Below are 23,753 nucleotides of genomic sequence, written 5' to 3' on the forward strand. Positions count from 1 at the left end.
GGAAATATGGCTGAATTTACCCTGACCAAAGACGCAGACGGCGTCGCCACCATCACTTGGGACGTACCGGGCAAGTCGATGAACGTGATGTCCTTCGACGGGCTGGCCGAGTTGGAGGCCTGCATCGATGATGCGCTGGCCGATGACGCCATCAAGGGGATCGTCATCACCTCGGGCAAGGAGGGCTCTTTCGCCGGTGGCATGGATCTTAACCTGCTGGCCAAGATGAAGGACGACGCGGGCGACGATCCGGCGCGCGGTGTGTTCGACGGCATCATGCAGATGCACGCCCTGCTGCGAAAAATCGAACTTGCCGGCATGGACCGCAAGACCAAGAAGGGCGGCAAACCGATCGCTGCCGCCCTGCCCGGCACCGCAGCCGGTATCGGGCTTGAACTGCCGCTGGCGACCCATCGCATCTTTGTCGCCGATAATCCCAAGGCGCGGATCGGCCTGCCCGAAATCCTGATCGGCATCTTCCCCGGGGCCGGTGGCACCACCCGGCTGGCGCGCAAACTGGGCGCGATGGCGGCCTCGCCCTTCCTGCTGGAAGGCAAGATGGTGGAGCCGGCCAAGGCGAAATCCGCTGGGCTGATCGACGAGGTGGTCACCGACCCGCTCGCCGCCGCGAAAGAGTGGGTGTTGAACGCCAAGGACGCTGATATCGTCAAACCATGGGATGCCAAGGGCTACAAGATGCCCGGCGGCGCTCCCTATCACCCGGCGGGCTTCATGACCTTTGTTGGCGCCAATGCCATGGTCAACGGCAAGACCAAGGGCGCGTTCCCTGCGCCCAAGGCGCTGCTGTCGGCGGTCTATGAAGGCGCGCTGGTCGATTTCGACACCGCGCTGAAGATCGAGGCGCGCTGGTTCACCCATGTGCTGATGAACCCATCGTCGGGCGCGATGATCCGGTCGCTGTTCCTGAACAAGGAGGCGCTGGAGAAAGGCGCTGTGCGGCCCAAGGACATTCCCGATCAACGGGTGAAAAAGCTGGGCGTTCTGGGTGCCGGCATGATGGGCGCGGGCATTGCGCTGGTCTCGGCGCAGGCGGGCATGGAGGTCGTGCTGATCGACCGTGACCAAGCAGCCGCCGACAAGGGCAAATCCTATACCGAGGCGTACCTCGACAAGGGGATGAAGCGCGGCAAGGTGACGGCCGAGAAGAAAGAGGCGATGCTGTCCCGCATCACCGCCACCCCTGATCTGGATCACCTCAAAGGCTGTGATCTGATCATCGAGGCGGTGTTCGAGGATCCCAAAGTCAAGGCCGAGATGACCCAGCGGGTCGAGGCGATCATTCCCGAAGACTGCATCTTTGCTTCCAACACCTCGACCCTGCCGATCACCGATCTGGCCAAGGCCAGCAAGCGGCCCGAGCAGTTCATCGGCATCCACTTCTTCTCGCCGGTCGAGAAAATGCTGCTGGTCGAGATCATCAAGGGCAAGGAAACCGGGGATCGGGCCGTGGCCAAAGCGCTGGATTACGTGCGCCAGATCCGCAAGACGCCGATCGTGGTGAATGACGCGCGGTTCTTCTACTGCAACCGCTGCATCATCCCCTATATCAACGAAGGTCTGCGGATGATCACCGAGGGCGTCGCCATGCCGCTGATCGATCATGCCGCCGAACAGCTTGGCTTCCCGGTGGGGCCTGTGCAGCTCAACGACGAGACCTCGATTGATCTGGGCGCCAAGATCGCGCGCGCGACCAAGGCGGCGATGGGCGATGCCTATCCCGACAGCCCGGCGGATGATCTGATCTTCTGGCTGGAGGAGCTGGGGCGTCTGGGGCGCAAGTCCAAGGCGGGCTTCTTTGACTATGACGAGAAGGGCAAGCGCACCGGCTATTGGACCGGCATGGCCGAGAAATATCCGCTGGCCGACGTGCAACCCGACCTGATCGAGGTGCAGGAACGGCTGATGTTCTCGCAAGTTCTGGAAGCGGTTCGGGCGCTGGAAGAAGGCGTTCTGATGGACATCCGCGAGGGCGACGTGGGCGCGATCCTGGCTTGGGGCTTTGCTCCTTGGTCGGGTGGCCCGCTGAGCTGGCTCGACATCATCGGCACCCCCTACGCCGCCGAGCGTTGCGACCAGTTGGCAGCGAAATACGGCGAACGCTTCGCCTGCCCGCCACTGCTGCGCGAGATGGCGGACAAGGGCCAGACCTTCTATGGCCGCTTCAGCCCAGAGAAGCAGACCGCCGCCTGATCATCTTCAAACACGCATGACTTCGGCCCGGCCCCCTGTGGGGCCGGGCTTTTTCGATGCCGGGACCGGGTGCCAAGCCTGTGAAACCGGATGTTAACCAAGCTCGGCCACAGTTTTGCCATACTCCCCCGCCCCCCATCCGGGGCACAGCGCGGCGGGACAGGACAAAAGGCGGCCCGACCTTGCATGGAACCATTCTGATCGCCGACGCCGACGCCACCCGGCGCCTGATGTTGGAACTGCAACTCGGTGCCGCATGGTACCGGGTGGTGATGGCGACGCGGCTTTGCGATGCGCTGGCTCTGGCGCGCCGGGTGCGGCTTGATCTGATTCTGGTGGCCATGACCCTGCCCGACGGCGATGCGCCGGGGCTCCGGGCAAGGCTGCACAGCGCGCCGGAGGTACGGCAGGTCCCGATGATCGCGCTCACCGCCCAGAACGACCGCGCCGCACGGCTCAAGGCGCTGGCGGCGGGAATCGACGACGCGCTTTGCCCTCCGGTGGATGACCGGTTGCTCCAGGCCCGCATCCGCAGCCTGATCCGCACCGGCTATAGCGCCGAGGGGCTGCGCCTGACCGCAGGGGTCGCCGGGGTTGCAGCGGCCGACACGCTGACCGGCCTGTCAGAGCCTGCGGCGGGCTTTGCCCATCGCGCAACGCAGGCGCAGATCGCGCTTTTGACAACCACTGGCGCGATGGCAGATCGCTGGCGCAGCGCCCTGAACCGCCTTGCGCCGCATCACCGGATTGTCTGCCATCGCATCGGCGCGGCCGGCTCTTTCCCGATCTCTCCCTGCCCGGACGCCGCAGTGATCGAACTGGCGTCGGATGCGCCGGGTGATGCGTTGCCCCTGCTGGCCGGGCTGCGCGCGGGCGGGTCCACCCGCGACATGGCGGTGATCGCGGTGCCCCCGGCAGGGATACCACGGGAGGATGCCGCCCGACTGGCCGCCGCGGCGCTTGATCGCGGCGCGCATGACGTGACCGCACCGGGGTTCGATCCGGAGGAACTGGTGCTGCGATTGGCGGCGCAGCTGCGGCGCAAGGCCCGCGCCGAGCAGTTGCACAGCAGCGTGCAGGACGGGATGCGCGCGGCGCTGCACGACCCGCTGACCGGGCTTTATAACCGCCGCCACGCCCTGCCCCATCTGCGCGAGGCATTGCGCACGACGGCAGAGCGCTGCGGTATGCTGGCCGTGATGCTGGCCGATCTCGATCGGTTCAAAGCGGTCAATGACCGCCACGGCCATCCGGTCGGAGATGCGGTTCTGATCGCGGCGGCGCGCAGATTGCGCCAAGCGCTGCCGCCCGATGCCATGATCGCGCGCTATGGCGGAGATGAGTTTCTGATCGTAATCCCCTGCACCGGACGCGCGTCGGCTGAGCAGGGGGCCGCGCAGCTTTGTCAGCGGTTTGATCAAACCCCGATCCGCGGTCCCGGCCTCTCCACGCCGGTGCCTGTCACCCTCAGCATCGGGCTGGCGTTTGGCCCCTGTCCGGAGCAAGGGAGCGAGCCGGCAGCGGCGCTGATCCGTCAGGCCGACCGGGCGCTGTATGCGGCCAAAGACGCCGGGCGCAACCAGATTTCGGTTGCCCCGGCGCAGGTCTGAGGCCGCGCGCCCACAGGATCAGCGGCGCCATCAGTGGCGGGATCAGCGTTTGTCCTTGTGTTCGTGACGCGCCATCGCCTCGGCCAGCCGGTCGGCATAGGCGGCGCGCTCGGCCACGCTCATGCCCTCAACCCGGTGCAGCCAAGCCTTGCGCATCGCCTGCTCCAGATCGTGATGTCGACTGGCCTGCTCGTCCAGAAAGGCCGCGACGCGCTCTGGATCGAACGGCACCGCACGCAGCGCCGCGTCCAGTTCAGCGTTGTCCTGACGCCGACGCTCGGCCCGCTCGGCGCGTGACCCGAAATTGTCGTCGCGCAAGGCCCGGCGATCCTGTCGCGGCAGTTCACGATAGAGCATCGCCCCCAGTGGCTGCGGCGCGCGCGCCTTTTCTGGCCCACCAAAGCGGATCGCGGCCCCCACGGCCAGCCCTGCCACAGCAAGGTTCAGCGCCAGAGACACCCCCAACAGCACCCGCAGCCACGGGCGCATCCGGGGCGGTTTGCGATCAATTAACTCGGTCATCTTATCCTTCCTCCGGCAATACCGAAGACAGCTCATAGCTGTCCAACATGTTCACCTCGGTGTCGTATTGCACCATCAACCCGACCGGGTCGGGCAGGAAATCCGGCGGCGCAACACCGATCCAGACCCCGGCGGCAGAGGCCGCCACCAGCCCGCCCAGCGCCGGCCAACCGCCCAGCACCCGCATGAAATGCTGCACCAATCCGGCAGCGGCACCGGCGATACCCCGGCGCGGTGATTCAGCTGCGGGACGCATCACCGGCACCTGCTGGGCTTGCACCCGGGCGGCATCGGCAAGCATCCGCGCCTCCAGCGCCAAGGGCATCCCGGCATCCACACGCCGGGCCGCCGCGAAATGCGCCTCCAGAAAGGCGTCTTTGATGTCGTTCTCAGCCATCGCTATACCCCAGTTCTTCCCGTCGCCCGGCCAATGCCGCAGCCAGTGTCCGTTTACCCCGGGCGGTCAGACTTTCGACCGCCTCGACGCTGATCTCCATGATCCCCGCGATTTCGGGGTTCGAAAGTTCTTCGATATGGCGCAGAACCACCGCCTGACGCTGCCGCTCGGGCAAGGTCATCAGCGCGCTCTGCAACGCATCCGATCGCGCCCCGTCCTGCATCCGCTCGGGCGCCGTACGGCCCGGATCCGGCGGATCTGGCACGTCGTCCAGCCGCAGCGCTCCGACACGCTTGCCGCGCCGCTTGCGGTCAAGACACAGGTTCAGCGTCACCCGGTACAGCCAGGTCGAGACCTGCGCCTGCCCCGGTTGCCAGTCTGGTGCCATGCGCCAAAGCCGCATCATCGCTTCTTGCGCCACATCCTCGGCTTCGTCGCGATCGCCCAGCACGCGCCGGGCAACCGCAAGAGTCCGTGGGGCCAGCCGGGCGGTCAGATGCCGCGCCGCCTGCTCGTCGCCATTGGCGAACAAGGCGACCAGAGCATCATCGGACAGGGACGCATCCCCACCCTCCCGCGGCTGGTTGCGGCCGTCGGGCGGCGCGGCAGGTCCGCCGCGCACGCCCTTTGGCCCGGATATGGTCCCGATCCGGGCCATCAGACTTAGTTGTTGTCCATTTTCTGCGGGCGTGCAGGGCCATCGCAGTCGCCACCCATCCGGCGCTCGTGCATCCGCTTGTGGTCCCCCATGCGGTCGCCCTTACGGTCCATATCCCGGCCCATACGACCGCCCTTGCGGTCCCCATCGCGGCCCATGCGGTCGTGGGCGCGATCAAACTCTTCCTTGGTCAGACCGCCGCTGCCATCCGCATCAGAGCGAGAGAACATCTGTTCCATACGGCTTTCACGGCGCTGGCCGGGCATCTCGTCGAATGTCACGGCACCGTCGCCGTTCTGGTCCATCCGTTTGAGCATCTTCGCGGCCATGTCATCGGCCCGCTTGCGCGCCTGCGCTTGCATTTCCTCAAGGCTCAGCTTGCCGTCGCCATCGGCATCGGCAGTGGCGAACCGGGACTGGGCGTGCGCCAGCATCTCTTCCGAGGTCAGGGTGCCATCCTTGTTGGCGTCCAGTTCCTCAAAGGTGGGACGCTGATGCATGCCATGCCCACCCATCTGACCATTCATCTGACCTTGAGCCAAAACCGCGCCGGTCCCCAGCACACCTGCCGACAGAACCAATCCTGCAATGAAATGACGATGTTTCATATCTGCGTTCCTTTTGATGCGCGACGACCCTTTGTCGCCGTTCATATCCTTCAAACGTCGCACCACGCAAAGTCCGTCGCAAAATTCATCATTTTATTTTCGGGCCAAATCTGCGACATCCTTTGCGACATCGGGACGCAAGATTGCCTGTCTCCCTTTCCCTTTGCATCTGCAGCCCCCAGATTGGACGCAATCAGCGAGAGAATTTCATGACCGATCAGACTATTTCAGCACATATCGAAACCGACCGTCCGCTTTGGCCCGCGCTGTTTCGCGGATTTCGGCGCAAATGCCCCAATTGCGGCGAGGGCGAGGTGCTGCACAGTTTTCTCAAGGTGAACGACAACTGCTCGATCTGCGACGAGGACTTTCACCATCACCGCGCCGATGATGGCCCGGCCTATCTGACGATCCTGATCGTCGGCCACCTGATGGCGCCGCTGTTGTTGATCGTGTTCGAAGCGTTTCGCCCCGATCCTCTTGTACTGTTCGCGATCTTTGCAATTGGCTGTCTGGTGCTGTCGCTTTATCTTCTGCCCCGACTGAAGGGCGCGGTTGTCGCCTTTCAATGGGCGCGGCGGATGAACGGGTTCGGCGGGTCCGACTGAGCGATCTGACGGCGCGAAGAAATGGAGGGGACATGACGAGTACACCACAGGACAAGACCGCGGTGCGCAACGCCGCCACGGTGATCGTGCTGCGCGACCGGATGGACAATCCCGCCATCCTGATGGGGCAGCGCGGCGCCAAGGCCGCTTTTATGCCCAACAAGTTCGTGTTTCCCGGCGGCGCTGTCGATCCCGGCGATGCCCATATCCCGCTGGCCGCCCCCCTGCCCAAGGTCTGCCACGACCGGCTGGAAGATAACGCACCCAAGGGGATGCAAAACGCGCTCTCCGCCGCCGCCGTGCGCGAGTTGTGGGAAGAAACCGGCCTTGTGCTGGGCAAGCCCGGTGTCTGGCCGGGAGACACCCCCGCCGACTGGCAAAGCTTTGCCCGGACCGGATACATCCCCTCGGCCGAGGCGCTGCAATTCGTGTTCCGCGCCCTCACCCCACCGGGGCGGCCGCGTCGCTTTGATGCGCGGTTTTTCCTTGTCGATGCCGGCGCGATCCAAAACGATCTGGACGATTTCACCGATGCCTGCGACGAGCTTTCGCATCTGCAGTGGATCCCGCTGAAAGAGGCGCGCAAATTCGACCTGCCCTTTATCACCGAGGTGGTTCTGGCCGAGGTCGCGGCACGGGCGCATCACGTTGAGCCACCGAAATCAGTGCCCTTTTTCCGCAATAACGAGGAAGAAAGCCTGTTTCTGCAGCTCAAGGGCTATCCCATGCCCGAGCATTACTGAGCGCGCGGCCCGCGTTCAGCCCACGTTCAGCCCCGGCTCAGCCAGACCTCAGATCGTCAGGACCAGCGCCAGGATCGACAGCCCAAGAAGACCCATTCCGGCGATCTCGCGGGCGGTGATCTTTTCGTGGAATACCAGTGTCGAGGCCAGCAGGCTGAGCAACAGCTCGACCTGCCCCAGCGCCTTGACATAGGCCGCGTTCTGCAAGGTGAAGGCCAGAAACCAGCAGAACGAGCCGCCCATGCTGGTCAGCCCGACAAAGGCGGCGGTGTTACGTGCGGCCCAGACTGCCCGCAATTCGGCCCGGTCACGCCACAGCATCCAAAACCCCATCGACAGCAGCTGAAAGCAGACGACGCAGGCCAGTGTCACGGCGGCCCGGAATACCGGATCTGGGTCGCGCAGCTCCAGCGAGGCGCCCCGGTAGCTGACCGCGGAACAGGCGAACAAGACGCCCGAGCCCAGCCCAAGCGCCGAAGCGCGATTGCCCAGATGCAGCCACCAGGCGCCGGTGCTGCCCGGTGCGCGCGACAGCACCAGCACCGCGCCCAATCCCAACAAGATCGCGACCCAGCCGCCCGCGCTGATCTGATCGTTCAGCACCACCAGCCCGAGCAGCGCGGTCTGGATCACCTCGGTCTTCTTGAAGGTGATGCCGACCGCGAAATTGCGCTGTTTGAACAGCGCCACGACGCAGATGGTGGCAAAGATCTGGGTCGTGCCGCCGAGCATTGCGAACAGCCAGAACCGCAGGCCCAGATCCGGCATCCCGCGCCCACTCGCCCAAAGATAGATGGCAAGCGCCAGCACGATCACCGGCGCCGAATAGAGAAACCGCGCAAATGTCGCGCCGGTGGCCGAAAGACGCACCGTGCTCAGGGTCTTTTGCAGCATGAAGCGCGCGGTCTGAAAGCTCGCTGCAGCAAGGGTGACAGGGATCCATAAACTCATGGCCGCCCTTCTGCCCGCAAATCACCCCCGCCGCCAGAGCGGATGAGCCACCGGATCCTTGCGGCAAAGCAGAAAGCGGCGGATCACCGCGCCATAGGAGCGATAGACATAGTGCTCGTTGCAGTTCAGATACCGCGCGCGGCCAACCCGATAAAGCTGCGGCAACCGGTACCACGGGGCGGTGGGATGCATGTGATGAACCACGTGCAGGTTATTGTTCAGAAAGAGAAAGGACAACAGCCCCCGATCCTCGACGATGACCGTGCGGGCCCGCGATTGCGCATGCGCACGATGCTCCAGAAAGGTGCGGATCTTCAGCACCCCCAGCGCCCCGTAGCACGCCAGCAGATAAGTCCAAAGCGGCAGCGGTGCGACCGTCACGACCCAAAGCACGGCCAAGGCCCCCGGCAGGTGCAGCGCCCAAGCCTGCCAAACCGCCCGCACCCGGCGCTGCGCCCAATCCCCGGCCATGAACCGCGCCTGCCCAATCGCCGGGCCCAACAGGATGCGCCCCAGCAAGGTGTTGTTCAGCGCATAAAGCCCCCGGCTCCACCGCGATAGCCCGGCCCAGATCACCGGGTCGAGATAGTTCGATTCCGGATCGTCATAGGGATCGGTCAGACGTGCATCGAGGTGATGCGCCAGATGCAGATCGCGAAACCGCCCATAGGGGATCACCAAGGTCAGCGGCAGCGCCATCAGCACCTCGTTCACGACGCGCGCCCGGAACGGATGATCATGCAAGGCCTCGTGGCTCAACGACGAATGCAATACCAGCACCGGCACCAACAGAACCGCCACCAGCCCCGATGGCAGCGGTGCAAAGAGCAGCCCCAGCGCCGAGGCGTAGCAGCCAAGGATCAGCGCAAGGGTCCGCCATTCCGGTGCCGTGGGCCGGTTTGAGCGGGACTCAGACATGGCGGCCCCAGCCGATATTGGCCCAGAGCCGTTCATATCCCACATACATGACCAGACCCACGCCGGTATTGATCAACGCCATTGTGCCGCCGAGTGCCACCGACCCAGTGGCAATCAGCCCCACCACCGCCATCACCGTCAGCCCGATCAGGTTCCAGATCACCGCCTTGACCAAAGATCGCTTGCGCGTTTCCATCCTGCCCTCATGCCCTGTTTCGACCTCAGCTAACGCTGCGCCGCGGCATGTGACCATTCTGAATATGATTAACAATTCTCACAATCTGTGATATTTATCACTTCATGCCGGAAAAAATCGACAAGCGCCTGCGCGCCCTGCAATTCCGTGACCGCCTGAGCCAAGCGATGCGGCACGCTGGCCTGACCCAAAGCGCGCTGGCCCGCGACGTCGGGGTTGACCGCTCCACCATCTCGCAACTTCTGGGCGATGAGGGTGCGCGGTTGCCCAATGCGCATGTTGTGGGGGCCTGCGCCGCCGCGCTCGGGGTCTCGGCCGATTGGCTGCTCAGCCTGTCGGACCGCCCGGAAAGCGCCGCCGATCTGCTTCAGGCCAGTCTCAGCCTGACCGAAGCCGCCCGTGCGCTGGTTGATGAGCGCATCTATGACTGGCACCGCGAGGCGGCGGGCTACAAGATCCGCCATGTGCCGGCCGCGCTTCCCGATATGCTCAAGACGCGAGCGATGCTGGAATGGGAATACGCCCCGCATCTGGGGCGCACCGCCGATCAGGCGATTGGCGCGTCAGAGGATCGGCTGACCTGGATGCGCAGATCGCAATCGGATTATGAAATCGCCCTGCCGCTGTACGAGTTGGAAAACTTTGCCCGCGCCACCGGCTATTACGCGGGTATCCCGGCCGACCTGCGCCGCGACCAGATCGACCGGTTCCTCATACTGTCAGAACAGCTTTATCCGCGCCTGCGCATCTATCTGTTCGATTCCAGACGCCTGTATTCCGCGCCGGTCACGATATTCGGGCCGCTTTTGTGCGTCTTCTATGCGGGCGGGCACTATGTCGCCTTCCGCGACCGGGATCGGATCGAAACCTTTACCAGCCATTTCGACCATCTTGTGCGCGAGGCCACGACAACCGCGCGCGCGCTGCCCGACCATCTGCGCCACCTGCGCGAACAGATCATCTGAGCGCACCTTGCGACGGGGGGGCCTTAGCCCCCCGCCGCACTGTCACAGATGCGGGACACAGCCCGCGTTCCGCCTAAAGCACCTGATCGATCGCGTTTTTCAGCCGCGCCAATGTCGCCGGCACATCATAAAGCTTGTCCAACCCGAACAGCCCCAGCCGGAAGGTTCTGAAATCTTCCGGCTCATCGCATTTCAGCGGCACACCGGCGGCGATCTGAAACCCCAAGTCGGCGAACTTCTTGCCGGACTGAATATCGGGATCCTCGGTATAGCTGACCACAACCCCCGGCGCGCCAAAGCCCTCGGCAGCGACCGAGACCACGCCCTTGTCTTTCAGCATCGCGCGGGTGCCGTTGCCCAACTCCCATTGCGCCGCGCAGAGTTTGTCAAAGCCATAGGCGCGCGTTTCAGCCATCGTATCGCGAAAGGCGCGCAGCGCATCCGTCGGCAGGGTGGCGTGATAGGCGTGGCCGCCGTTTTCATAGGCCTGCATGATCTGCCGCCATTTCTTGAGATCGAGCGCGAAACTGTCGCTTTCGGTCTCGGCCAGCCGTGCCTCGGCACGCTCTGACAACATCACCAGCCCGGCAGAGGGAGAGGCGCTCCAGCCTTTTTGCGGCGCCGAGATCAGCACATCGACCCCGGTCGCGCCCATATCCACCCAAGCGCAGCCCGAGGCGACACAATCGAGCACCATCAGCGCGCCGACCTCATGCGCGGCGCCGGCCAACGCCGTGACATAGTCGTCTGGCAGGATCACACCGGCAGCGGTTTCCACATGCGGGGCAAAGACGATGCCGGGCTTTTGCGCGCGGATGGCGGCAACCACCTCTTCGATCGGGGCCGGGGCAAAGGGCGCGGGCCGGGCGTTGCCGGTCTGGCGTGCCTGCATCACCGTGGCGGTCTCGGTCAGCCCGCCGGTTTCGATGATCTGGGACCAGCGATAGGAGAACCAGCCGTTGCGCACCACCAGCGCCGCTTGCCCACGGGCGAACTGACGCGCCACCGACTCCATCGCATAGGTGCCGCCACCGGGCACCAGCGCAACGCCATGGGCGCCATACACCTCGCGCAGCATCTCAGAGATATCGCGCATCACCTGCTGAAAGGTGGCGGACATGTGATTGAGCGAGCGGTCGGTGAACACGACCGAGAATTCTTCCAACCCTTTGGGGTCAACGGTATCGAGCAGCGCCATGTGCAATCTCCTTGTTTCCTTGCTCATAGCGCGCGGCAGCGCCACGGGCAAAGACAAAGCTGCGCCGTTCAGCCGATCGGGCCCGGTCGCCGCTCTTCGCTCAGCACCACATTGGCCTCGACCTCTCCCGCGCCGGGCAGCGTCATGATGCGACGGCGCAGAACACGTTCGAAATCCGACAGATCCCGCGCCACCACCTGCAACCGGTAATCATAGCGGCCCAACACGTGCTGCACCGTCTGCACCTCGGGGATGGCGGACACCGCACGCTCAAAATTTTCAAGGCTGCCATGCCCCTTGGCGACCAGCTTGATGCCCAGAAACACGGTCACGCCAAAGCCCAGCGCCTCGCGATCAAGATCCAGCCGGCGCCCCTTGATCACCCCCGCCTCGGTCAGCCGTTTCACCCGCCGCCAGGCGACAGACTGGCTGACCCCCGATTGCCGCCCCAGCTCCGCCGCTGTCAGCGTGGCATCCTGTTGCAACGCGCGCAAAAGGGCACGGTCGGTGTCGTCCAGATCAATCACAGCGGTAATGCCTCCACGTCCTTGATGGTCGAGACATGCATCAACGCCTCTACATCTACGATATGCGGCAGGGTCAGAATACGGCCGCGATAGACCTCTTGGTAATGCTGCATGCTGCGCGCCAGCACCGTCAAACGCACATCGACCCGGCCCAGAAAGGTCTGGATCTCGGACACTTCCGGCACCGCGCGGGCGGCGGCGATGAATTCGTCAAAGGCGCGCGACTCGGTCTTGTCGAGACTGACGCGCAACGACACCTCGACCACGTAACCCAGCGCGCGCCAGTCGATCACCGCGCGCTGCCCCTTGAGAACGCCCATGGCCTGCAACCGCTCCAACCGCTTGTAAGCCTTGCTTGCCGCCACACCCGAGGCGCGGGCAAGTTCGGCCACGGATTGCGCCGGATCAGCCTGAAGATGGCGCAACAAGCGCCTGTCTGTGTCATCGAGCATGAATTTCCCGCGATTCACCTGATTGGCGAAACGTTTTCTAACAGAACCTGAAAAGGAATCAAATTCCGTTGCTGATCTTACGTTGAGATAGGGGCATGTTACCCGGGACAAAACACAAACCGGAGAGACGATATGCGCGTATATTATGACCGCGATTGCGACATCAACCTGATCAAGGACAAGAAAGTCGCCATCCTCGGCTATGGCTCTCAAGGCCACGCCCACGCGCTGAACCTGCGCGACTCGGGCGCCAAGAACCTTGTCGTCGCCCTGCGCGAAGGCTCGTCGAGCGCCAAGAAAGCCGAGGCCGAAGGGCTGCAGGTCATGGGCATCGCCGAGGCGGCCGCATGGTGCGACCTGATCATGTTCACCATGCCCGATGAACTGCAGGCCGAAACCTATAAGAAATACGTGCATGACAACCTGAAAGACGGCGCCGCAATCGCCTTTGCCCATGGTTTGAACGTGCATTTTGGTCTGATCGAGCCGAAACCCGGCGTCGACGTGATCATGATGGCCCCCAAAGGCCCCGGCCACACCGTGCGCGGCGAATACACCAAAGGCGGCGGCGTGCCCTGTCTGGTGGCCGTTGATCAGGACGCGTCCGGCAAGGCGCTGGAACTGGGCCTGTCCTATTGCTCGGCCATCGGCGGCGGCCGCTCGGGCATCATCGAAACCAACTTCCGCGAGGAATGCGAAACCGACCTGTTCGGCGAGCAGGCCGTGCTGTGCGGTGGTGTGGTCGAACTGATGCGCATGGGCTTTGAAACCCTTGTCGAGGCGGGCTATGCCCCTGAAATGGCGTACTTTGAGTGCCTGCACGAGATGAAGCTGATCGTCGATCTGATCTATGAAGGCGGCATCGCCAACATGAACTATTCGATCTCGAACACGGCGGAATACGGTGAATACGTCTCCGGCCCGCGGGTGCTGCCCTATGAGGAAACAAAGGCGCGGATGAAAGAGGTTCTGACCGATATTCAGAACGGCAAATTCGTCCGTGACTTCATGCTGGAAAACTCGGTCAGCCAACCGTTCTTCAAGGCGACGCGCCGGATCAACGACGAACACCTCGTCGAGCAGGTCGGCGGCAAACTGCGTGCGATGATGCCTTGGATCACCGCTGGCAAGCTGGTCGACAAAGACAAGAACTAAGCGCCGAAAACCAAGCGGCGCGGGGCAATCTCCGCGTCCTCGCCGCATAGACAGGGGGCCTCGGCATGCAGCCGGGGCCCCTCTCTCGTTTCAGATGCGCTTGAGGCGACAGGCCCCTGAAAACGCATCGGAAATACATGATGATCCGCGCCCAAAGCGGAACCGCTCCGGCCCTGTGTGCGCTGGGGATTACTCTGGTCGAACCTCGGCGCGCGCTACCCCCGCGCGGCCAGCCACAGGCGTTGCGCCTGGACTGTCTCACGCACGTCATGCACGCGCAGGATCTGCACCCCCTGCGCCAGCCCGGCAAGCCCCACGGCGATAGAGCCGGGCGCGCGGGCTTCGGGGCGGGGTTCCTGCCCGATGGTGCCGATGAACTTCTTGCGCGAAACGCCAAGCAAGATGGGGCAGCCAAGCCCGTGAAACAGGGAGAGACCGCGCAGCAGGGTCAGGTTGTGGTCGCGCGTCTTGCCAAAGCCGATGCCGGGATCGGTGACGATGCGGGCACGCGCAATGCCCTGCCGCTCTAACACTGCGATGCGTTCAGCAAGGAAATCGTAAACGTCGAGCAGCACGTTATCGTACTGCGGATCCTGCTGCATGGTTTCCGGGTCGCCCTGCGAATGCATGACGCAGACCGGAACCGCCCGCTCAGCACAAAGCGGCGCAAGATCGGCGTCAAAGGTAAAACCCGCCACGTCGTTCACCAGATCGGCCCCGGCATCGAGCGTGGCGCGCGCGACCGCGGCCTTGCGGGTGTCGATCGAGATCGGGATCGAGCTGTCGCGGCGGATCGCGGCGATCACCGGCGCGGTGCGGGCGATTTCGGCGTCGGCGGGCACCTCGGCGGCACCGGGGCGGGTGGATTCGCCGCCGATATCAAGAATGTCGGCCCCGGCGTCGATCATGGCGTGCGCACCGGCAAGGGCGGCATCGGCGGCGTGATGTTTGCCGCCGTCTGAAAAGCTGTCCGGCGTGGTGTTGAGGATGCCCATGATCGCGGGCCGGTTCATCGGCAATCCAGCCACCGGCGCACGCCGGGCGACCAGCGGTTCGAGATCGTGATCGGGCACCTCCCAAGCCGGAATAACACGCGCGCCCTGCCCGCGCGCCAAGGCCTCGACATGGGTGAACCAAAGCGGGCCGCCAGCCAATGGCAGTGCATCGTCGGGGCGGGCCGCTCCATACTGAACCAAGGGGCGATAATAAAAGGTCATAGGGTTTGCTGCCCGACCGAAGCTGCGCGCAACGGCAGGCCCGAATCCGCAGACGCATCGGCGGGCAATGCGGCCCCGATCACCAGCATCTCTTTGGCGGCAAAACTGGTGGCGAACCATGTCGCCAGTGCCACCCCGTCGCCGGGCTGGGCCGTGGGGCCGTCGACCGCATCGAGCACGATCTTTGACGGCGCCCAAACGCTGATCTGACCATGCTTCATGGCCCAATCAAGCTCGGTCCGGGTTTCGACCACGACACAGCGCGGATCACGGGCGGCCAGAACCCATGCGTTTTGTTCAATCGCCAAAAGGTCGATGCGGCGCTGGGTCATGCGGTGGCCGGTGCGCGGCGTGGGCAGATCAGGCGCCCCGACGCAAAGCACAAGCGGGCAGTCGCCCTGTTCCAACTGGTCGAGCCAACCGGACAGGTTCTGAGAGGCGACGGCCGCATTGGAGAGATAGACCAGCCGCGGATGCGGGCGGTCATCCTCAACCAGCGGGCCATGCGCGGTCTGGGTGCGGGCACGCACGATCTCGACCCCCAAGGCACCGGGGCCACGATCAAGCTTTTCAACGCGCACAAAGGCCCGGATTGCCTGCGGTTCCAGCAAGATACGCTCGGCAATGCGTTCGGCGAGGGTTTCAAGCAGGTTCAACCGCTCGTCGGCCAGTTCGTGTTCGATCGCCTCGGTCACCCGGTCATAGGACAGGATGCGATCGACATCATCGTCGATCGGCCCGGTGAGCGGCTCGACCTCGACCACGACATTGAAACAGACCCGTTGGGTGGTGCCACGTTCGGCTTGAAACGCGCCAATCTCGACCTCGACCACATGGTCGCGCACCGAGATGCGGTCAAGCGGCCCGCGTGGCGCGGTGGCCGCAGCCCGCTCCGAAGGGTGTGCGAAGGCGAGACGGATTTCGGTGGTCATAAGTTTTAGCCTTTGGTCCGGGGCGGTATCAGCCCGGGGTATAGGCTGTGCGCCGCCTTGTAACAGGCCCGTAGGCGCCGCACCAGACGCGGAAAACGGCGTGCGCTACAGTCAGCCCGTCCCCCGTCCCCCTAGTCGGACGAGGCAGTGCGGACGTTATTGCGATAAAAGATATGGACGCCGATCCGCGTGGTCTTTTCAAAGACCCGGGCCCAACGCGGGTTCACCGCCGTTGTATGGTAATATGTGGCCCCCTTGGTCAGATCTTCGGCGCGCCCATCCATCACCGCGCGCGCAACCTTGGAAACCCGTTCAAACGCCTTGGGTTCAGAGATCACCTCGGCATGGCCGTCGCAGGTATAGGTGAACTGGCACTGATACCGTTTGCCGGTGCCCTGACGGATCACGCCGCAAAGACTGTTGGGAAAACGGGCGCTTTTCACCCGGTTCATGATCACCTCGGCCACCGCGAACTGGCCCTTGACGGTTTCGCCGCGGGCCTCGAAATAAAGCGCCTCGGACAGGCATTCCCAGTTTTCACCACCTTCGGCCTGAGGTTGGCCATCGAGCCAGGACTGGGAGAAGGCAAGCGGCGCTTGCTTGCCCTTGTCGCGTTTCGGGCGCGACACGTTGAGCAGCGATTTCAACCGGCTTCCGGGAACGGCGTCGAGCGTCGATTGCTCGCGCTGGAAAAGGCCCCGAAGGCCGGTGTCGGCCTGCACGGCCAAAGGAGAGAACACCGTGCAAATCACGGCGGCAGCGGTCAGAAGTCTGTTCATCGGAACCCCACAACGCATTGATTGCGCCAAGCCTCCCCACAGCAAGCGCAGTGGGCGACCTAGCCCAAATGGATTGTAAAGTCCAGTTCCGCCCGGAATTCAGGCGTTTTGCGAACCCGTCACCACCCTGACGGCATGGCGGCGGCGCCCGGGGTGGGGCGCGCAACCGCACATGTTAACAGGGGATTAACCGGGATCTGCACCGGTTTTTGCGGCGATGGCAAGCTGCGCCGCGGCCAAACGCGCCACCGGCACCCGGAAGGGCGAGCAGGAGACGTAATCGAACCCGGCTTCGCGGCAAAAGGCGATTGATTCGGGGTTGCCGCCGTGTTCGCCGCAGATCGACACCGTCAACGCCGGATTGGCAGCGCGACCACGTTCGGCGCCGAGCTTCAAAAGTTCCCCCACCCCTTCGATGTCGAGCACATGGAACGGGTCTTCGGGGAAGACGCCCTTGCGTACATAATCGGACATGAACCGCCCGGCATCATCGCGCGACAGGCCATAGGTCATCTGCGTCAGGTCGTTGGTGCCAAAGCTGAGGAAAGAGACATAGGGTGCGATCTCGGCGGCACGCAGCGCGGCGCGCGGGGTTTCGACCATGACGCCAAGCCGAAAGGTGAACTCCTGCCCACGCTCGGAGCGCACGGCGGCGGCGACGGCGTCGATCCGCGCCTTGATCAACTCGACCTCGCGCTTGGCCGAAACCAGCGGGATCATGATCTCGGGCACCACCGGCGCACCAGAGCGGTTGGCCTCCAGCGTCGCCTCGAAAATGGCGCGGGCCTGCATTTCATAGATCTCGGGCACGGTGACCCCAAGGCGCACGCCGCGCAGACCAAGCATGGGGTTGTATTCCGCCATCGCCTCGATCCGGCGGGTCACGTCGGACACCGGCAGATCCAGCGCCTCGGCCAATTCACGCTGGCCAGAGCGGCTGGCAGGCAGAAATTCGTGCAGCGGCGGGTCGAACAGGCGAATGCAGACCGGGCGGCCTTCCATGATGCGGAAAAGCTGAATGAAATCCTCGCGTTGCATCGGCAGCAGTCGCGCCAGCACACCGGCGCGCCCGGCACTGGTATCGGCAAAGATCATCTCGCGCATTACGGTCAGGCGACCGGAGTCGAAAAACATGTGTTCGGTCCGGCACAGCCCGATGCCCTCGGCCTCGAAATTGCGCGCGGTCTGGGCATCGGCGGGGGTGTCGGCGTTGGCGCGCACTCCGATATCGCGCGCCGCATCGGCCCAAGCCATCAGCGTCTGGAACGCATCGTCGAGCGTTGCTTCCAACATCGCCGGTTCACCGGCCAGCACCTGACCAGAGCTGCCGTCAATGGTGATGATATCGCCCTCACGCAGCACCCGTCCGTCGGGCGCTTTGAGGATCTTATCGCGGGTGTTGAAGCCAAGCTCGGACGCGCCGACGATACAGGGCAGGCCCAGCCCGCGCCCGATCACGGCGGCGTGGCTGGTCATGCCGCCCTTTTCGGTCAGAACCCCGACCGAGGCATGCATGCCGCGCACATCTTCCGGCGCGGTTTCGCGGCGCACCAGAATACAGGATTCTCGCCGGGCGGCGCTGGCCTGCGCGGCGGTGGCCGAGAACACGATGCGCCCGGTGGCGGCGCCCGGGCTGGCGCCAATGCCATTGGCCAGCACATCGCGGGCCGCGTCCGGGGCAACCTGACGGTGCAGCAGTTCGTTCAGCGAATTCGCCTCGATGCGCATCACCGCCTCTTGCCGGGAAATGATACCATCCTCGGCCAGGCGCACCGCGATACGCACCGCCGCGCGTGAGCTGCGCGGCACCCGCACCCCGTCAAGGATATGCACCGCGCCGTCCTGAATGACGAATTCCACCTGCATCTCTTCGCGCAGTTTGCAGCGCATCAAGGCAGCGTCGCGTTTAAGCGCCTCGAACGCCTCCGGGGCAAGTTCTTCCAGCGAGGCGCCGCGCGGGTCTTTCTCCAGATAGAGCGCGGCAGCCCCGGCCCCCAGCGCGTCGCGCCCCTGACTTTGGCTCAGATAGCGGCCAGTGATCTGTTGCAACCCGGTGATCGGATCGATCAGTTGCAACACGCCCGAGCCGCATTCCCGCTGTCCCAGCCCCGGGATCATCTCTTGCACCACAAGGCCAAGCCCGGCATCGGCCGGCGCGCCCTTGGCCTGACGCAACAGGCGGGCCGATGTCCCCTCCCACGCGCGGGCCATGGAGCGCAACACGCCGCTGAGCTGGTCGGTGCGCGACTGCGGGAACGGCTCGTCAGCCTCGTCCTCATAGGTGCGCAGCATGCGTTGCAGGCCCTTGGGGCCCTCGTCCTGATCAAAGCCAAACAGGTCGGGATCAAGCCGCGCAACATGGGTGGCATAGCCCTGCACGAAGCGGGAATAGAGCACGGCGGCGGCCTTGGGCCCAAGGCTTTCGGACAGTTTTGCGTATTGCGCGTCGTTCATGCCGATATTCAGCACCGCGCCGGGACCGCCCCAATCGGGATCCTCGGACGAGGGGCGTACGCAAAGCAGCGCGCCGACGTCGAACTGTTCATTCACCGCGTCGATATCCGGCATCTGCCCCGCCGCGATGCGTTTGACCGCCGTGAACGAGAGCGAAATGGTGCGCGGCACTGGCAGGTTGAGCCGCACCAGACGTTGCAGGCATTTGGCCCGCCCCCCATGGGTGGCGGCGTCAATCGGCGCATCGGGGGCGACGAGGGTGGTGAGGGGATCATTCTGCACTGCGGCACCTATCGCTATGCCCGCAGCATAGGCCCGCGCGCGGCGCGCGCAAGGGAAAGTGGTCAGCAGCGGCGTCGGCGCAGCATGATGGGGCCATGCGGGTGGACGCGTCGGCTTTGTCCCCTGCCCGTTTTTATCCGGGGTGCTTGTCCGGTGTCGGGCGCGGCTGCACGCCGCACTGTGCGGGCGGCAGCAGCGGCAAGAACGCGCCCCGAATGGGGCGCGGCCTTCGGCGAGGATATTTTTGGTGAAAGGAAAAGCCGGTGGGGAGAGATGGAAGGCGGCGGGAAAGGCGCGGGCGGGGTAAGGTTGGAACCGGCCCCCGCCCCTGCGGCTTAGCCCGCGATCCGGGTCAGATCAGCCACCTTTCCGCAGGTGGTGCAAATCTGGTGCAACAGGTTCAGACGATTGCGGCGCAGGGTTTCATTGTCGGAATTGACCTGCACCTCGTCAAAGAAGGCGTCGATCGGACCGCGCAAAGCGGCCATCGCGGCCATTGCCTCGGGGAAATCCTCGGAGTCGAGCGCGGGGGCAATTTGGGTCTGGGCGGCGTCGAGCGCTGCAAACAGGGCGCGTTCGCTGTCGGATTCGGCGAATTTGGCATCGGCCCCGAAGGAATATTCGACCCCGTCCTTTTCCTCGGCCTGGGTCAGGATGTTGTTGGCGCGCTTGAAGCCCTGGATCAGGTTTTCGCCATCCTCGGTCTGCAGCACCGCGCCCAGGGCGGTGGCACGTTTGACCAATTGATTCAGGTCGTCATGCCCCGGCATGGCGATACAGGCATCGATCACGTCGTGGCGGATGCCCTGATCGCGCAGATAGACCTTGAGCCGATCATGCAGGAACGCCATCAAGTCGGTCGAAAGATCGGGGACATGGTCTTTCAGCTTCAAAAAGGCAGTGGCTGGCAAGCCACCGACCTTTTCCTTAACCGTCAGAAAAGCAGCTCCAAAAACGCCGTGATTGGCTATTTCGCCAAGTAGCTGAGAAACATCTTCATTCGGAAGGGCATCATCTATTTGCCCTTGGACCCGGACCAACTGGCTGTCGATATAGCGGTCAAGCGGCAGGCGCAGATCATTGGTCAACACCAGCCGGATCACACCCAGCGCGGCGCGGCGCAGCGCAAAGGGGTCTTTGGAGCCGGTGGGTTTCTCGTCGATGGCCCAGAAGCCGGTCAGCGTGTCGAGCTTGTCGGCCAGCGCCACGGCGACCGAAAGCGGCGCGGTGGGCACATCGTCCGACGGGCCGAGCGGCGAGTAATGCTCTTCTGCCACGGCAGCGATCTGGTCGGACAGGCCGGCGGCGGCGATGTAATAGCGGCCCATGACGCCCTGAAGTTCGGGGAATTCATAGACCATTTCCGACGACAGATCCGCCTTGGCAAGCTCGGCCGCCTGTTGGGCATCGCTTTGATCGGCGCCCACGGCGGGGGCCAGATCGCGGGCCAGCGCGGCGATGCGGCGAATACGCTCGCCCTGGCTACCGAGTTGGTTGTGGAAGGTCACGTTTTCCAGCGACCCGGTCCAGACGGCGAGATCGGATGTCGCCACCCGCAGATCGTTTTCCCAGAAGAACTTGGCATCCGAAAGCCGCGCCGCCAGCACCTTTTGATTACCCGCAAGGATGGTGGCGCCGTGATCGGCGGTCTCGCGGTTGGCGACGGTGACGAATTTGACGATGCGACCGGATTTCGGATCGCGCACCGAAAAGAATTTCTGATGCTCTTTCATCGAGGTTTGCAGCACCTCGGGCGGCAGGTCGAGGAAATCCTCGCCAATCTCGCCCATCAAGACCACGGGGCATTCGACCAGACCGGCGACCTCGGCCAAAAGCCCCTTGTCCTCGACCACCTCCAGACCGGCGGCAAAGGCGCGGTTGGTGGCGTCGGCCCAGATGTGATCGGCGCGCTCGACCGATGACAGGGTCACATGGGCGCGTTTGAGCCGGGCGGCGTAATCGTCGAACGAGGTGACCGAAAACCGCCCCGGTGCCATGAAGCGGTGGCCCTCGGTGCTGTCACCGGCGATGATGCCGTCAATATCCAGTGGCACAACCTGCGCCCCGGCTTCATCGCTCAGGATGCACAGGATCGAATGCAGCGGGCGCACCCAGCGCAGGGTGCCGGTGCCCCAGCGCATGGATTTGGGCCAGGGGAAATTGCGAATGGTTGCCTCAAGCACCTCGGCCACGATCTCGGCAGCCGGGCGGCCGGGCTTTTCGATGCTGGCGAAATAGACCGCGCCCTTGGGGGTGTCGCGTTCTTCCAGCTGATCGCGGGTCAGGCCGGCCCCCCGCAGGAAGCCTTCGATCGCCTTGTCGGGCGCGCCGACCTTGGGGCCTTTGCGCTCTTCGCGCAGGGTGGGCGACTCGGCCAGCAGCCCCTCAAGCGTCAGCGTCAGGCGGCGCGGCGTCGAGAAGGCGGCGGCTCCGGCATAGGTCAGCCCGGCCTCGACCAGGCCATCGGTCATCCGCTTTTTCAGATCCTCGGCGGCGCGCGCCTGCATACGGGCCGGGATTTCCTCGGAAAACAGTTCGATCAGAAGGTCAGGCATGGGATGTCCTCGGGTATTCGGGAGAGGCGGTCGGTCAGCGGATACAAGCGTCGGGTCACAAATGGCAAGAGCGGGCTCATCCCCCTGCCCCCGTCGACCCCGGCTGCGGTCGCGATGGGCATTCTTCCCCCACCGGGGTTCCATCATAGTTCTTGTCACCGCAATCGTTCAGCTCATGCCAGGCCCAGCCGTGGCCGTCAGAGCTGATGCCGACAACGCGGTCGACGCCATAGTCGATATTCTTGCGCGACAGGAACACGCGGATGGTTCCCGCCTCGATCCCCGCGCCGATCGCCTTGGCGTCAAAACAGTCGAACCAGCCGGGCGCGACGCGCGGCTCGCCGCCCTGACGCTCAACATAGGTGGCAGCGAGGGTATCGGCGCTCAGATCTGTGGTGAAACAGGCGCGATAGCGGATCGGAGAGCTGTTCGCGTCGATGGCCTGAAAATCGGTATAGGCGATGGGTTCCGAGACATCACTGTTGCGGGCGACAAGCTGCACGTCTTGGCCGGGCGTCGGGATGACACGGTCATAATAGCCATACATCTGGAGATAATAGATCGCGCCGCCCGCCACGAGGGCGATGAGCAGGATCAGGGAGGCGACAAGTTTACCGTTCATGATATCCCTCCAGCCCGGCGCGCCACCTGCGGAAAACGGCGGGCGGACAGAACGCAGGCGGAAAGGCGGTGCGGCACAGCCAGTCCATGATCCCTGTCGCGACCGACCTGAGCGCGGGTCATGCCGCCACGTACCCGCCGGCCTCGGTCTGGACAAAGGCATCGGCACATTTCTTGGCCAGGGCTCGGACCCGACCGATATAGGCCTGCCGTTCGGTGACAGAGATCACGCCGCGCGCGTCCAGCAGGTTGAACAGGTGGCTGGCCTTGATGCACTGATCATAGGCGGGATGCGCCATGATGATCCGTTTGCCGGTCTTGGGGTCGATCTGCGGATGCGACAGGATCGACTCGCATTCGGCCTCGGCATCCTCAAAATGGCGCAGCAACATATCGGTCTCGGCGACGTCAAAGTTGAAGCGGCTGTATTCCTGCTCGGTCTGGCGGAACACGTCACCATATTTCAGCGCGATCGGCGATTGCGGGTCGTTATAGGGCATGTCCATCACGTGATCGATGCCCAGCACATACATCGCCAGACGCTCCAGCCCATAGGTCAGCTCGCCCGAGACCGGCCTGCAGTCATGGCCGCCGACCTGCTGGAAATAGGTGAACTGCGACACTTCCATACCATCGCACCAGACCTCCCAGCCCAGCCCCCAGGCGCCCAGCGTCGGGCTTTCCCAGTCGTCTTCGACAAAGCGGATGTCGTGCAGGTCCATGTCGATGCCGATGGCTTCGAGACTGCCAAGATACAGCGCCTGCAGATCCGGCGGGCTGGGTTTGATCAGCACCTGAAACTGGTAATAATGCTGCAACCGGTTGGGGTTTTCGCCATAGCGCCCGTCGGTGGGGCGGCGCGACGGCTGCACATAGGCCGCCGCCCAGAATTTCGACCCCAGCGCGCGCAGGGTGGTGGCGGGGTGAAAGGTGCCGGCGCCAACCTCCATGTCATAGGGCTGCAACACGGCGCAGCCTTTGGCCGCCCAATAGGTCTGCAAGCGCAGGATGATCTCCTGAAAGGAGCGCGGGGGCGTTGGTTTTTCTGTCATGGGGCCGCTCTTTCCTGTACCGTGCAAGGCGCGCCTTTCCTATGCCGCCTACAGACAGGGGTCAACGCGCAACAGGGGGAATTCGGTGGCTTTTAGACCATGGTCAACGGGTTGAATTCCTGATTATCTGCTTTTGATATTC

Annotated in this window: 23 protein-coding genes; 6 read left to right on the forward strand and 17 right to left on the reverse strand. The window is 64.0% G+C overall.

Annotated elements, in window-relative coordinates; genetic code table 11:
- The first annotated feature begins 6 nt into the window (after nt 1-6).
- On the forward strand, nt 7-2,211 hold the full coding sequence (locus E1B25_RS02085) for a 3-hydroxyacyl-CoA dehydrogenase NAD-binding domain-containing protein (protein WP_132827014.1): 2,205 nt from the start codon (nt 7-9) through the stop codon (nt 2,209-2,211).
- Between the two features lie 182 nt (nt 2,212-2,393).
- On the forward strand, nt 2,394-3,821 hold the full coding sequence (locus E1B25_RS02090; protein WP_132827015.1) for a diguanylate cyclase domain-containing protein: 1,428 nt from the start codon (nt 2,394-2,396) through the stop codon (nt 3,819-3,821).
- Between the two features lie 42 nt (nt 3,822-3,863).
- Here E1B25_RS02090 and E1B25_RS02095 read toward each other — a convergent pair whose 3' ends face one another.
- Genes E1B25_RS02095 through E1B25_RS02110 form a run of 4 tightly spaced genes read right to left on the reverse strand, consistent with a single transcriptional unit; the run spans nt 3,864 to nt 6,006 of the window.
- The gene (locus tag E1B25_RS02095; protein ID WP_245510583.1) at nt 3,864-4,343 is read right to left on the reverse strand and encodes a periplasmic heavy metal sensor; all 480 of its coding nucleotides are present in this window, start codon (nt 4,341-4,343) and stop codon (nt 3,864-3,866) included.
- Between the two features lies 1 nt (nt 4,344).
- Complete coding sequence (locus E1B25_RS02100; protein WP_132827016.1) at nt 4,345-4,740, reverse strand: hypothetical protein; 396 nt, start codon at nt 4,738-4,740, stop codon at nt 4,345-4,347.
- A complete protein-coding gene (locus tag E1B25_RS02105; RefSeq protein WP_132827017.1) occupies nt 4,733-5,398 on the reverse strand; it encodes an RNA polymerase sigma factor in 666 nt (221 codons plus the stop codon). The genes E1B25_RS02100 and E1B25_RS02105 overlap by 8 nt, the downstream gene beginning before the upstream one ends.
- Before the next feature lie 5 nt (nt 5,399-5,403).
- A complete protein-coding gene (locus tag E1B25_RS02110) occupies nt 5,404-6,006 on the reverse strand; it encodes an EF-hand domain-containing protein (protein ID WP_132827018.1) in 603 nt (200 codons plus the stop codon).
- A 209-nt stretch (nt 6,007-6,215) separates the two neighbouring features.
- On the opposite strand from E1B25_RS02110, the gene E1B25_RS02115 reads away from it, so the two are divergent.
- Both E1B25_RS02115 and E1B25_RS02120 read left to right on the forward strand, forming a co-directional pair.
- Entirely contained in the window at nt 6,216-6,614 is a 399-nt protein-coding gene (locus E1B25_RS02115) for a DUF983 domain-containing protein (RefSeq protein WP_132827019.1), read from the forward strand.
- A gap of 32 nt (nt 6,615-6,646) precedes the next feature.
- The gene (locus E1B25_RS02120) at nt 6,647-7,357 is read left to right on the forward strand and encodes an NUDIX hydrolase (protein WP_132827020.1); all 711 of its coding nucleotides are present in this window, start codon (nt 6,647-6,649) and stop codon (nt 7,355-7,357) included.
- Between the two features lie 48 nt (nt 7,358-7,405).
- Here E1B25_RS02120 and E1B25_RS02125 read toward each other — a convergent pair whose 3' ends face one another.
- The 3 genes from E1B25_RS02125 to E1B25_RS02135 are packed head-to-tail and all read right to left on the reverse strand — an operon-like array spanning nt 7,406 to nt 9,422.
- The gene (locus E1B25_RS02125) at nt 7,406-8,308 is read right to left on the reverse strand and encodes an EamA family transporter (protein ID WP_132827021.1); all 903 of its coding nucleotides are present in this window, start codon (nt 8,306-8,308) and stop codon (nt 7,406-7,408) included.
- 21 nt (nt 8,309-8,329) lie between these two features.
- Nucleotides 8,330-9,226 carry a fatty acid desaturase gene (locus tag E1B25_RS02130; protein WP_132827022.1) on the reverse strand — a complete coding sequence of 299 codons (897 nt, stop codon included), beginning with the start codon at nt 9,224-9,226 and terminating at the stop codon, nt 8,330-8,332.
- On the reverse strand, nt 9,219-9,422 hold the full coding sequence (locus tag E1B25_RS02135; protein WP_132827023.1) for a DUF2061 domain-containing protein: 204 nt from the start codon (nt 9,420-9,422) through the stop codon (nt 9,219-9,221). Before E1B25_RS02135 ends, E1B25_RS02130 begins: the two co-directional genes overlap by 8 nt.
- Before the next feature lie 104 nt (nt 9,423-9,526).
- Here E1B25_RS02135 and E1B25_RS02140 point away from each other — a divergent pair, with 104 nt between their 5' ends.
- Nucleotides 9,527-10,387 (forward strand): helix-turn-helix domain-containing protein, encoded by an 861-nt coding sequence (locus tag E1B25_RS02140; protein WP_132827024.1) that lies wholly within the window; start codon nt 9,527-9,529, stop codon nt 10,385-10,387.
- A 73-nt stretch (nt 10,388-10,460) separates the two neighbouring features.
- Here the strand turns inward: E1B25_RS02140 and E1B25_RS02145 are convergent, their stop codons facing one another.
- From E1B25_RS02145 to E1B25_RS02155, 3 genes are all read right to left on the reverse strand, one after another.
- Nucleotides 10,461-11,585 (reverse strand): aminotransferase class V-fold PLP-dependent enzyme, encoded by a 1,125-nt coding sequence (locus E1B25_RS02145; protein WP_132827025.1) that lies wholly within the window; start codon nt 11,583-11,585, stop codon nt 10,461-10,463.
- 68 nt (nt 11,586-11,653) lie between these two features.
- A complete protein-coding gene (locus E1B25_RS02150; RefSeq protein ID WP_132827026.1) occupies nt 11,654-12,112 on the reverse strand; it encodes an Lrp/AsnC family transcriptional regulator in 459 nt (152 codons plus the stop codon).
- Nucleotides 12,109-12,564 carry an Lrp/AsnC family transcriptional regulator gene (locus tag E1B25_RS02155; protein ID WP_132827027.1) on the reverse strand — a complete coding sequence of 152 codons (456 nt, stop codon included), beginning with the start codon at nt 12,562-12,564 and terminating at the stop codon, nt 12,109-12,111. Before E1B25_RS02155 ends, E1B25_RS02150 begins: the two co-directional genes overlap by 4 nt.
- A 132-nt stretch (nt 12,565-12,696) precedes the next feature.
- On the opposite strand from E1B25_RS02155, the gene ilvC reads away from it, so the two are divergent.
- Nucleotides 12,697-13,719, forward strand: coding sequence for a ketol-acid reductoisomerase (gene ilvC / locus E1B25_RS02160; protein ID WP_132827028.1), 1,023 nt, complete (start codon nt 12,697-12,699; stop codon nt 13,717-13,719).
- A gap of 215 nt (nt 13,720-13,934) precedes the next feature.
- Here the strand turns inward: ilvC and folP are convergent, their stop codons facing one another.
- From folP to E1B25_RS02195, 7 genes are all read right to left on the reverse strand, one after another.
- Nucleotides 13,935-14,936 (reverse strand): dihydropteroate synthase, encoded by a 1,002-nt coding sequence (folP, locus tag E1B25_RS02165; RefSeq protein WP_132827029.1) that lies wholly within the window; start codon nt 14,934-14,936, stop codon nt 13,935-13,937.
- A complete protein-coding gene (locus tag E1B25_RS02170; RefSeq protein WP_132827030.1) occupies nt 14,933-15,868 on the reverse strand; it encodes a dihydroneopterin aldolase in 936 nt (311 codons plus the stop codon). The genes folP and E1B25_RS02170 overlap by 4 nt, the downstream gene beginning before the upstream one ends.
- 131 nt (nt 15,869-15,999) lie before the next feature.
- On the reverse strand, nt 16,000-16,647 hold the full coding sequence (locus tag E1B25_RS02175) for a cell wall hydrolase (protein WP_132827031.1): 648 nt from the start codon (nt 16,645-16,647) through the stop codon (nt 16,000-16,002).
- Nucleotides 16,648-16,833: 186 nt separating this feature from the next.
- Nucleotides 16,834-19,383 carry a putative PEP-binding protein gene (locus E1B25_RS02180; RefSeq protein WP_132827032.1) on the reverse strand — a complete coding sequence of 850 codons (2,550 nt, stop codon included), beginning with the start codon at nt 19,381-19,383 and terminating at the stop codon, nt 16,834-16,836.
- 335 nt (nt 19,384-19,718) lie between these two features.
- Nucleotides 19,719-21,938 (reverse strand): glycine--tRNA ligase subunit beta, encoded by a 2,220-nt coding sequence (gene glyS / locus E1B25_RS02185; protein ID WP_132827033.1) that lies wholly within the window; start codon nt 21,936-21,938, stop codon nt 19,719-19,721.
- 76 nt (nt 21,939-22,014) lie between these two features.
- Nucleotides 22,015-22,560: a DUF6446 family protein gene (locus tag E1B25_RS02190; RefSeq protein ID WP_132827034.1), complete on the reverse strand. Its 546-nt coding sequence runs from the start codon at nt 22,558-22,560 to the stop codon at nt 22,015-22,017.
- A gap of 118 nt (nt 22,561-22,678) precedes the next feature.
- Entirely contained in the window at nt 22,679-23,611 is a 933-nt protein-coding gene (locus E1B25_RS02195) for a glycine--tRNA ligase subunit alpha (protein WP_132827035.1), read from the reverse strand.
- Nucleotides 23,612-23,753 lie beyond the last annotated feature (142 nt).

Origin of the sequence: Antarcticimicrobium sediminis (genome assembly GCF_004348975.1) — a bacterium.
In the GTDB taxonomy this organism is placed as follows: Bacteria; Pseudomonadota; Alphaproteobacteria; order Rhodobacterales; family Rhodobacteraceae; genus Antarcticimicrobium; species Antarcticimicrobium sediminis.

Coding starts and splice junctions, on each gene's coding strand:
- E1B25_RS02085 (WP_132827014.1), top strand. CDS start 7: ATGGCTGAATTTACCCTGACCAAAGACGCAGACGGCGTCGCCACCATC.
- E1B25_RS02095 (WP_245510583.1), bottom strand. CDS start 4,343: ATGACCGAGTTAATTGATCGCAAACCGCCCCGGATGCGCCCGTGGCTG.
- E1B25_RS02100 (WP_132827016.1), bottom strand. CDS start 4,740: ATGGCTGAGAACGACATCAAAGACGCCTTTCTGGAGGCGCATTTCGCG.
- E1B25_RS02105 (WP_132827017.1), bottom strand. CDS start 5,398: ATGGCCCGGATCGGGACCATATCCGGGCCAAAGGGCGTGCGCGGCGGA.
- E1B25_RS02110 (WP_132827018.1), bottom strand. CDS start 6,006: ATGAAACATCGTCATTTCATTGCAGGATTGGTTCTGTCGGCAGGTGTG.
- E1B25_RS02115 (WP_132827019.1), top strand. CDS start 6,216: ATGACCGATCAGACTATTTCAGCACATATCGAAACCGACCGTCCGCTT.
- E1B25_RS02120 (WP_132827020.1), top strand. CDS start 6,647: ATGACGAGTACACCACAGGACAAGACCGCGGTGCGCAACGCCGCCACG.
- E1B25_RS02125 (WP_132827021.1), bottom strand. CDS start 8,308: ATGAGTTTATGGATCCCTGTCACCCTTGCTGCAGCGAGCTTTCAGACC.
- E1B25_RS02130 (WP_132827022.1), bottom strand. CDS start 9,226: ATGTCTGAGTCCCGCTCAAACCGGCCCACGGCACCGGAATGGCGGACC.
- E1B25_RS02135 (WP_132827023.1), bottom strand. CDS start 9,422: ATGGAAACGCGCAAGCGATCTTTGGTCAAGGCGGTGATCTGGAACCTG.
- E1B25_RS02140 (WP_132827024.1), top strand. CDS start 9,527: ATGCCGGAAAAAATCGACAAGCGCCTGCGCGCCCTGCAATTCCGTGAC.
- E1B25_RS02145 (WP_132827025.1), bottom strand. CDS start 11,585: ATGGCGCTGCTCGATACCGTTGACCCCAAAGGGTTGGAAGAATTCTCG.
- E1B25_RS02155 (WP_132827027.1), bottom strand. CDS start 12,564: ATGCTCGATGACACAGACAGGCGCTTGTTGCGCCATCTTCAGGCTGAT.
- ilvC (WP_132827028.1), top strand. CDS start 12,697: ATGCGCGTATATTATGACCGCGATTGCGACATCAACCTGATCAAGGAC.
- folP (WP_132827029.1), bottom strand. CDS start 14,936: ATGACCTTTTATTATCGCCCCTTGGTTCAGTATGGAGCGGCCCGCCCC.
- E1B25_RS02170 (WP_132827030.1), bottom strand. CDS start 15,868: ATGACCACCGAAATCCGTCTCGCCTTCGCACACCCTTCGGAGCGGGCT.
- E1B25_RS02175 (WP_132827031.1), bottom strand. CDS start 16,647: ATGAACAGACTTCTGACCGCTGCCGCCGTGATTTGCACGGTGTTCTCT.
- glyS (WP_132827033.1), bottom strand. CDS start 21,938: ATGCCTGACCTTCTGATCGAACTGTTTTCCGAGGAAATCCCGGCCCGT.
- E1B25_RS02190 (WP_132827034.1), bottom strand. CDS start 22,560: ATGAACGGTAAACTTGTCGCCTCCCTGATCCTGCTCATCGCCCTCGTG.
- E1B25_RS02195 (WP_132827035.1), bottom strand. CDS start 23,611: ATGACAGAAAAACCAACGCCCCCGCGCTCCTTTCAGGAGATCATCCTG.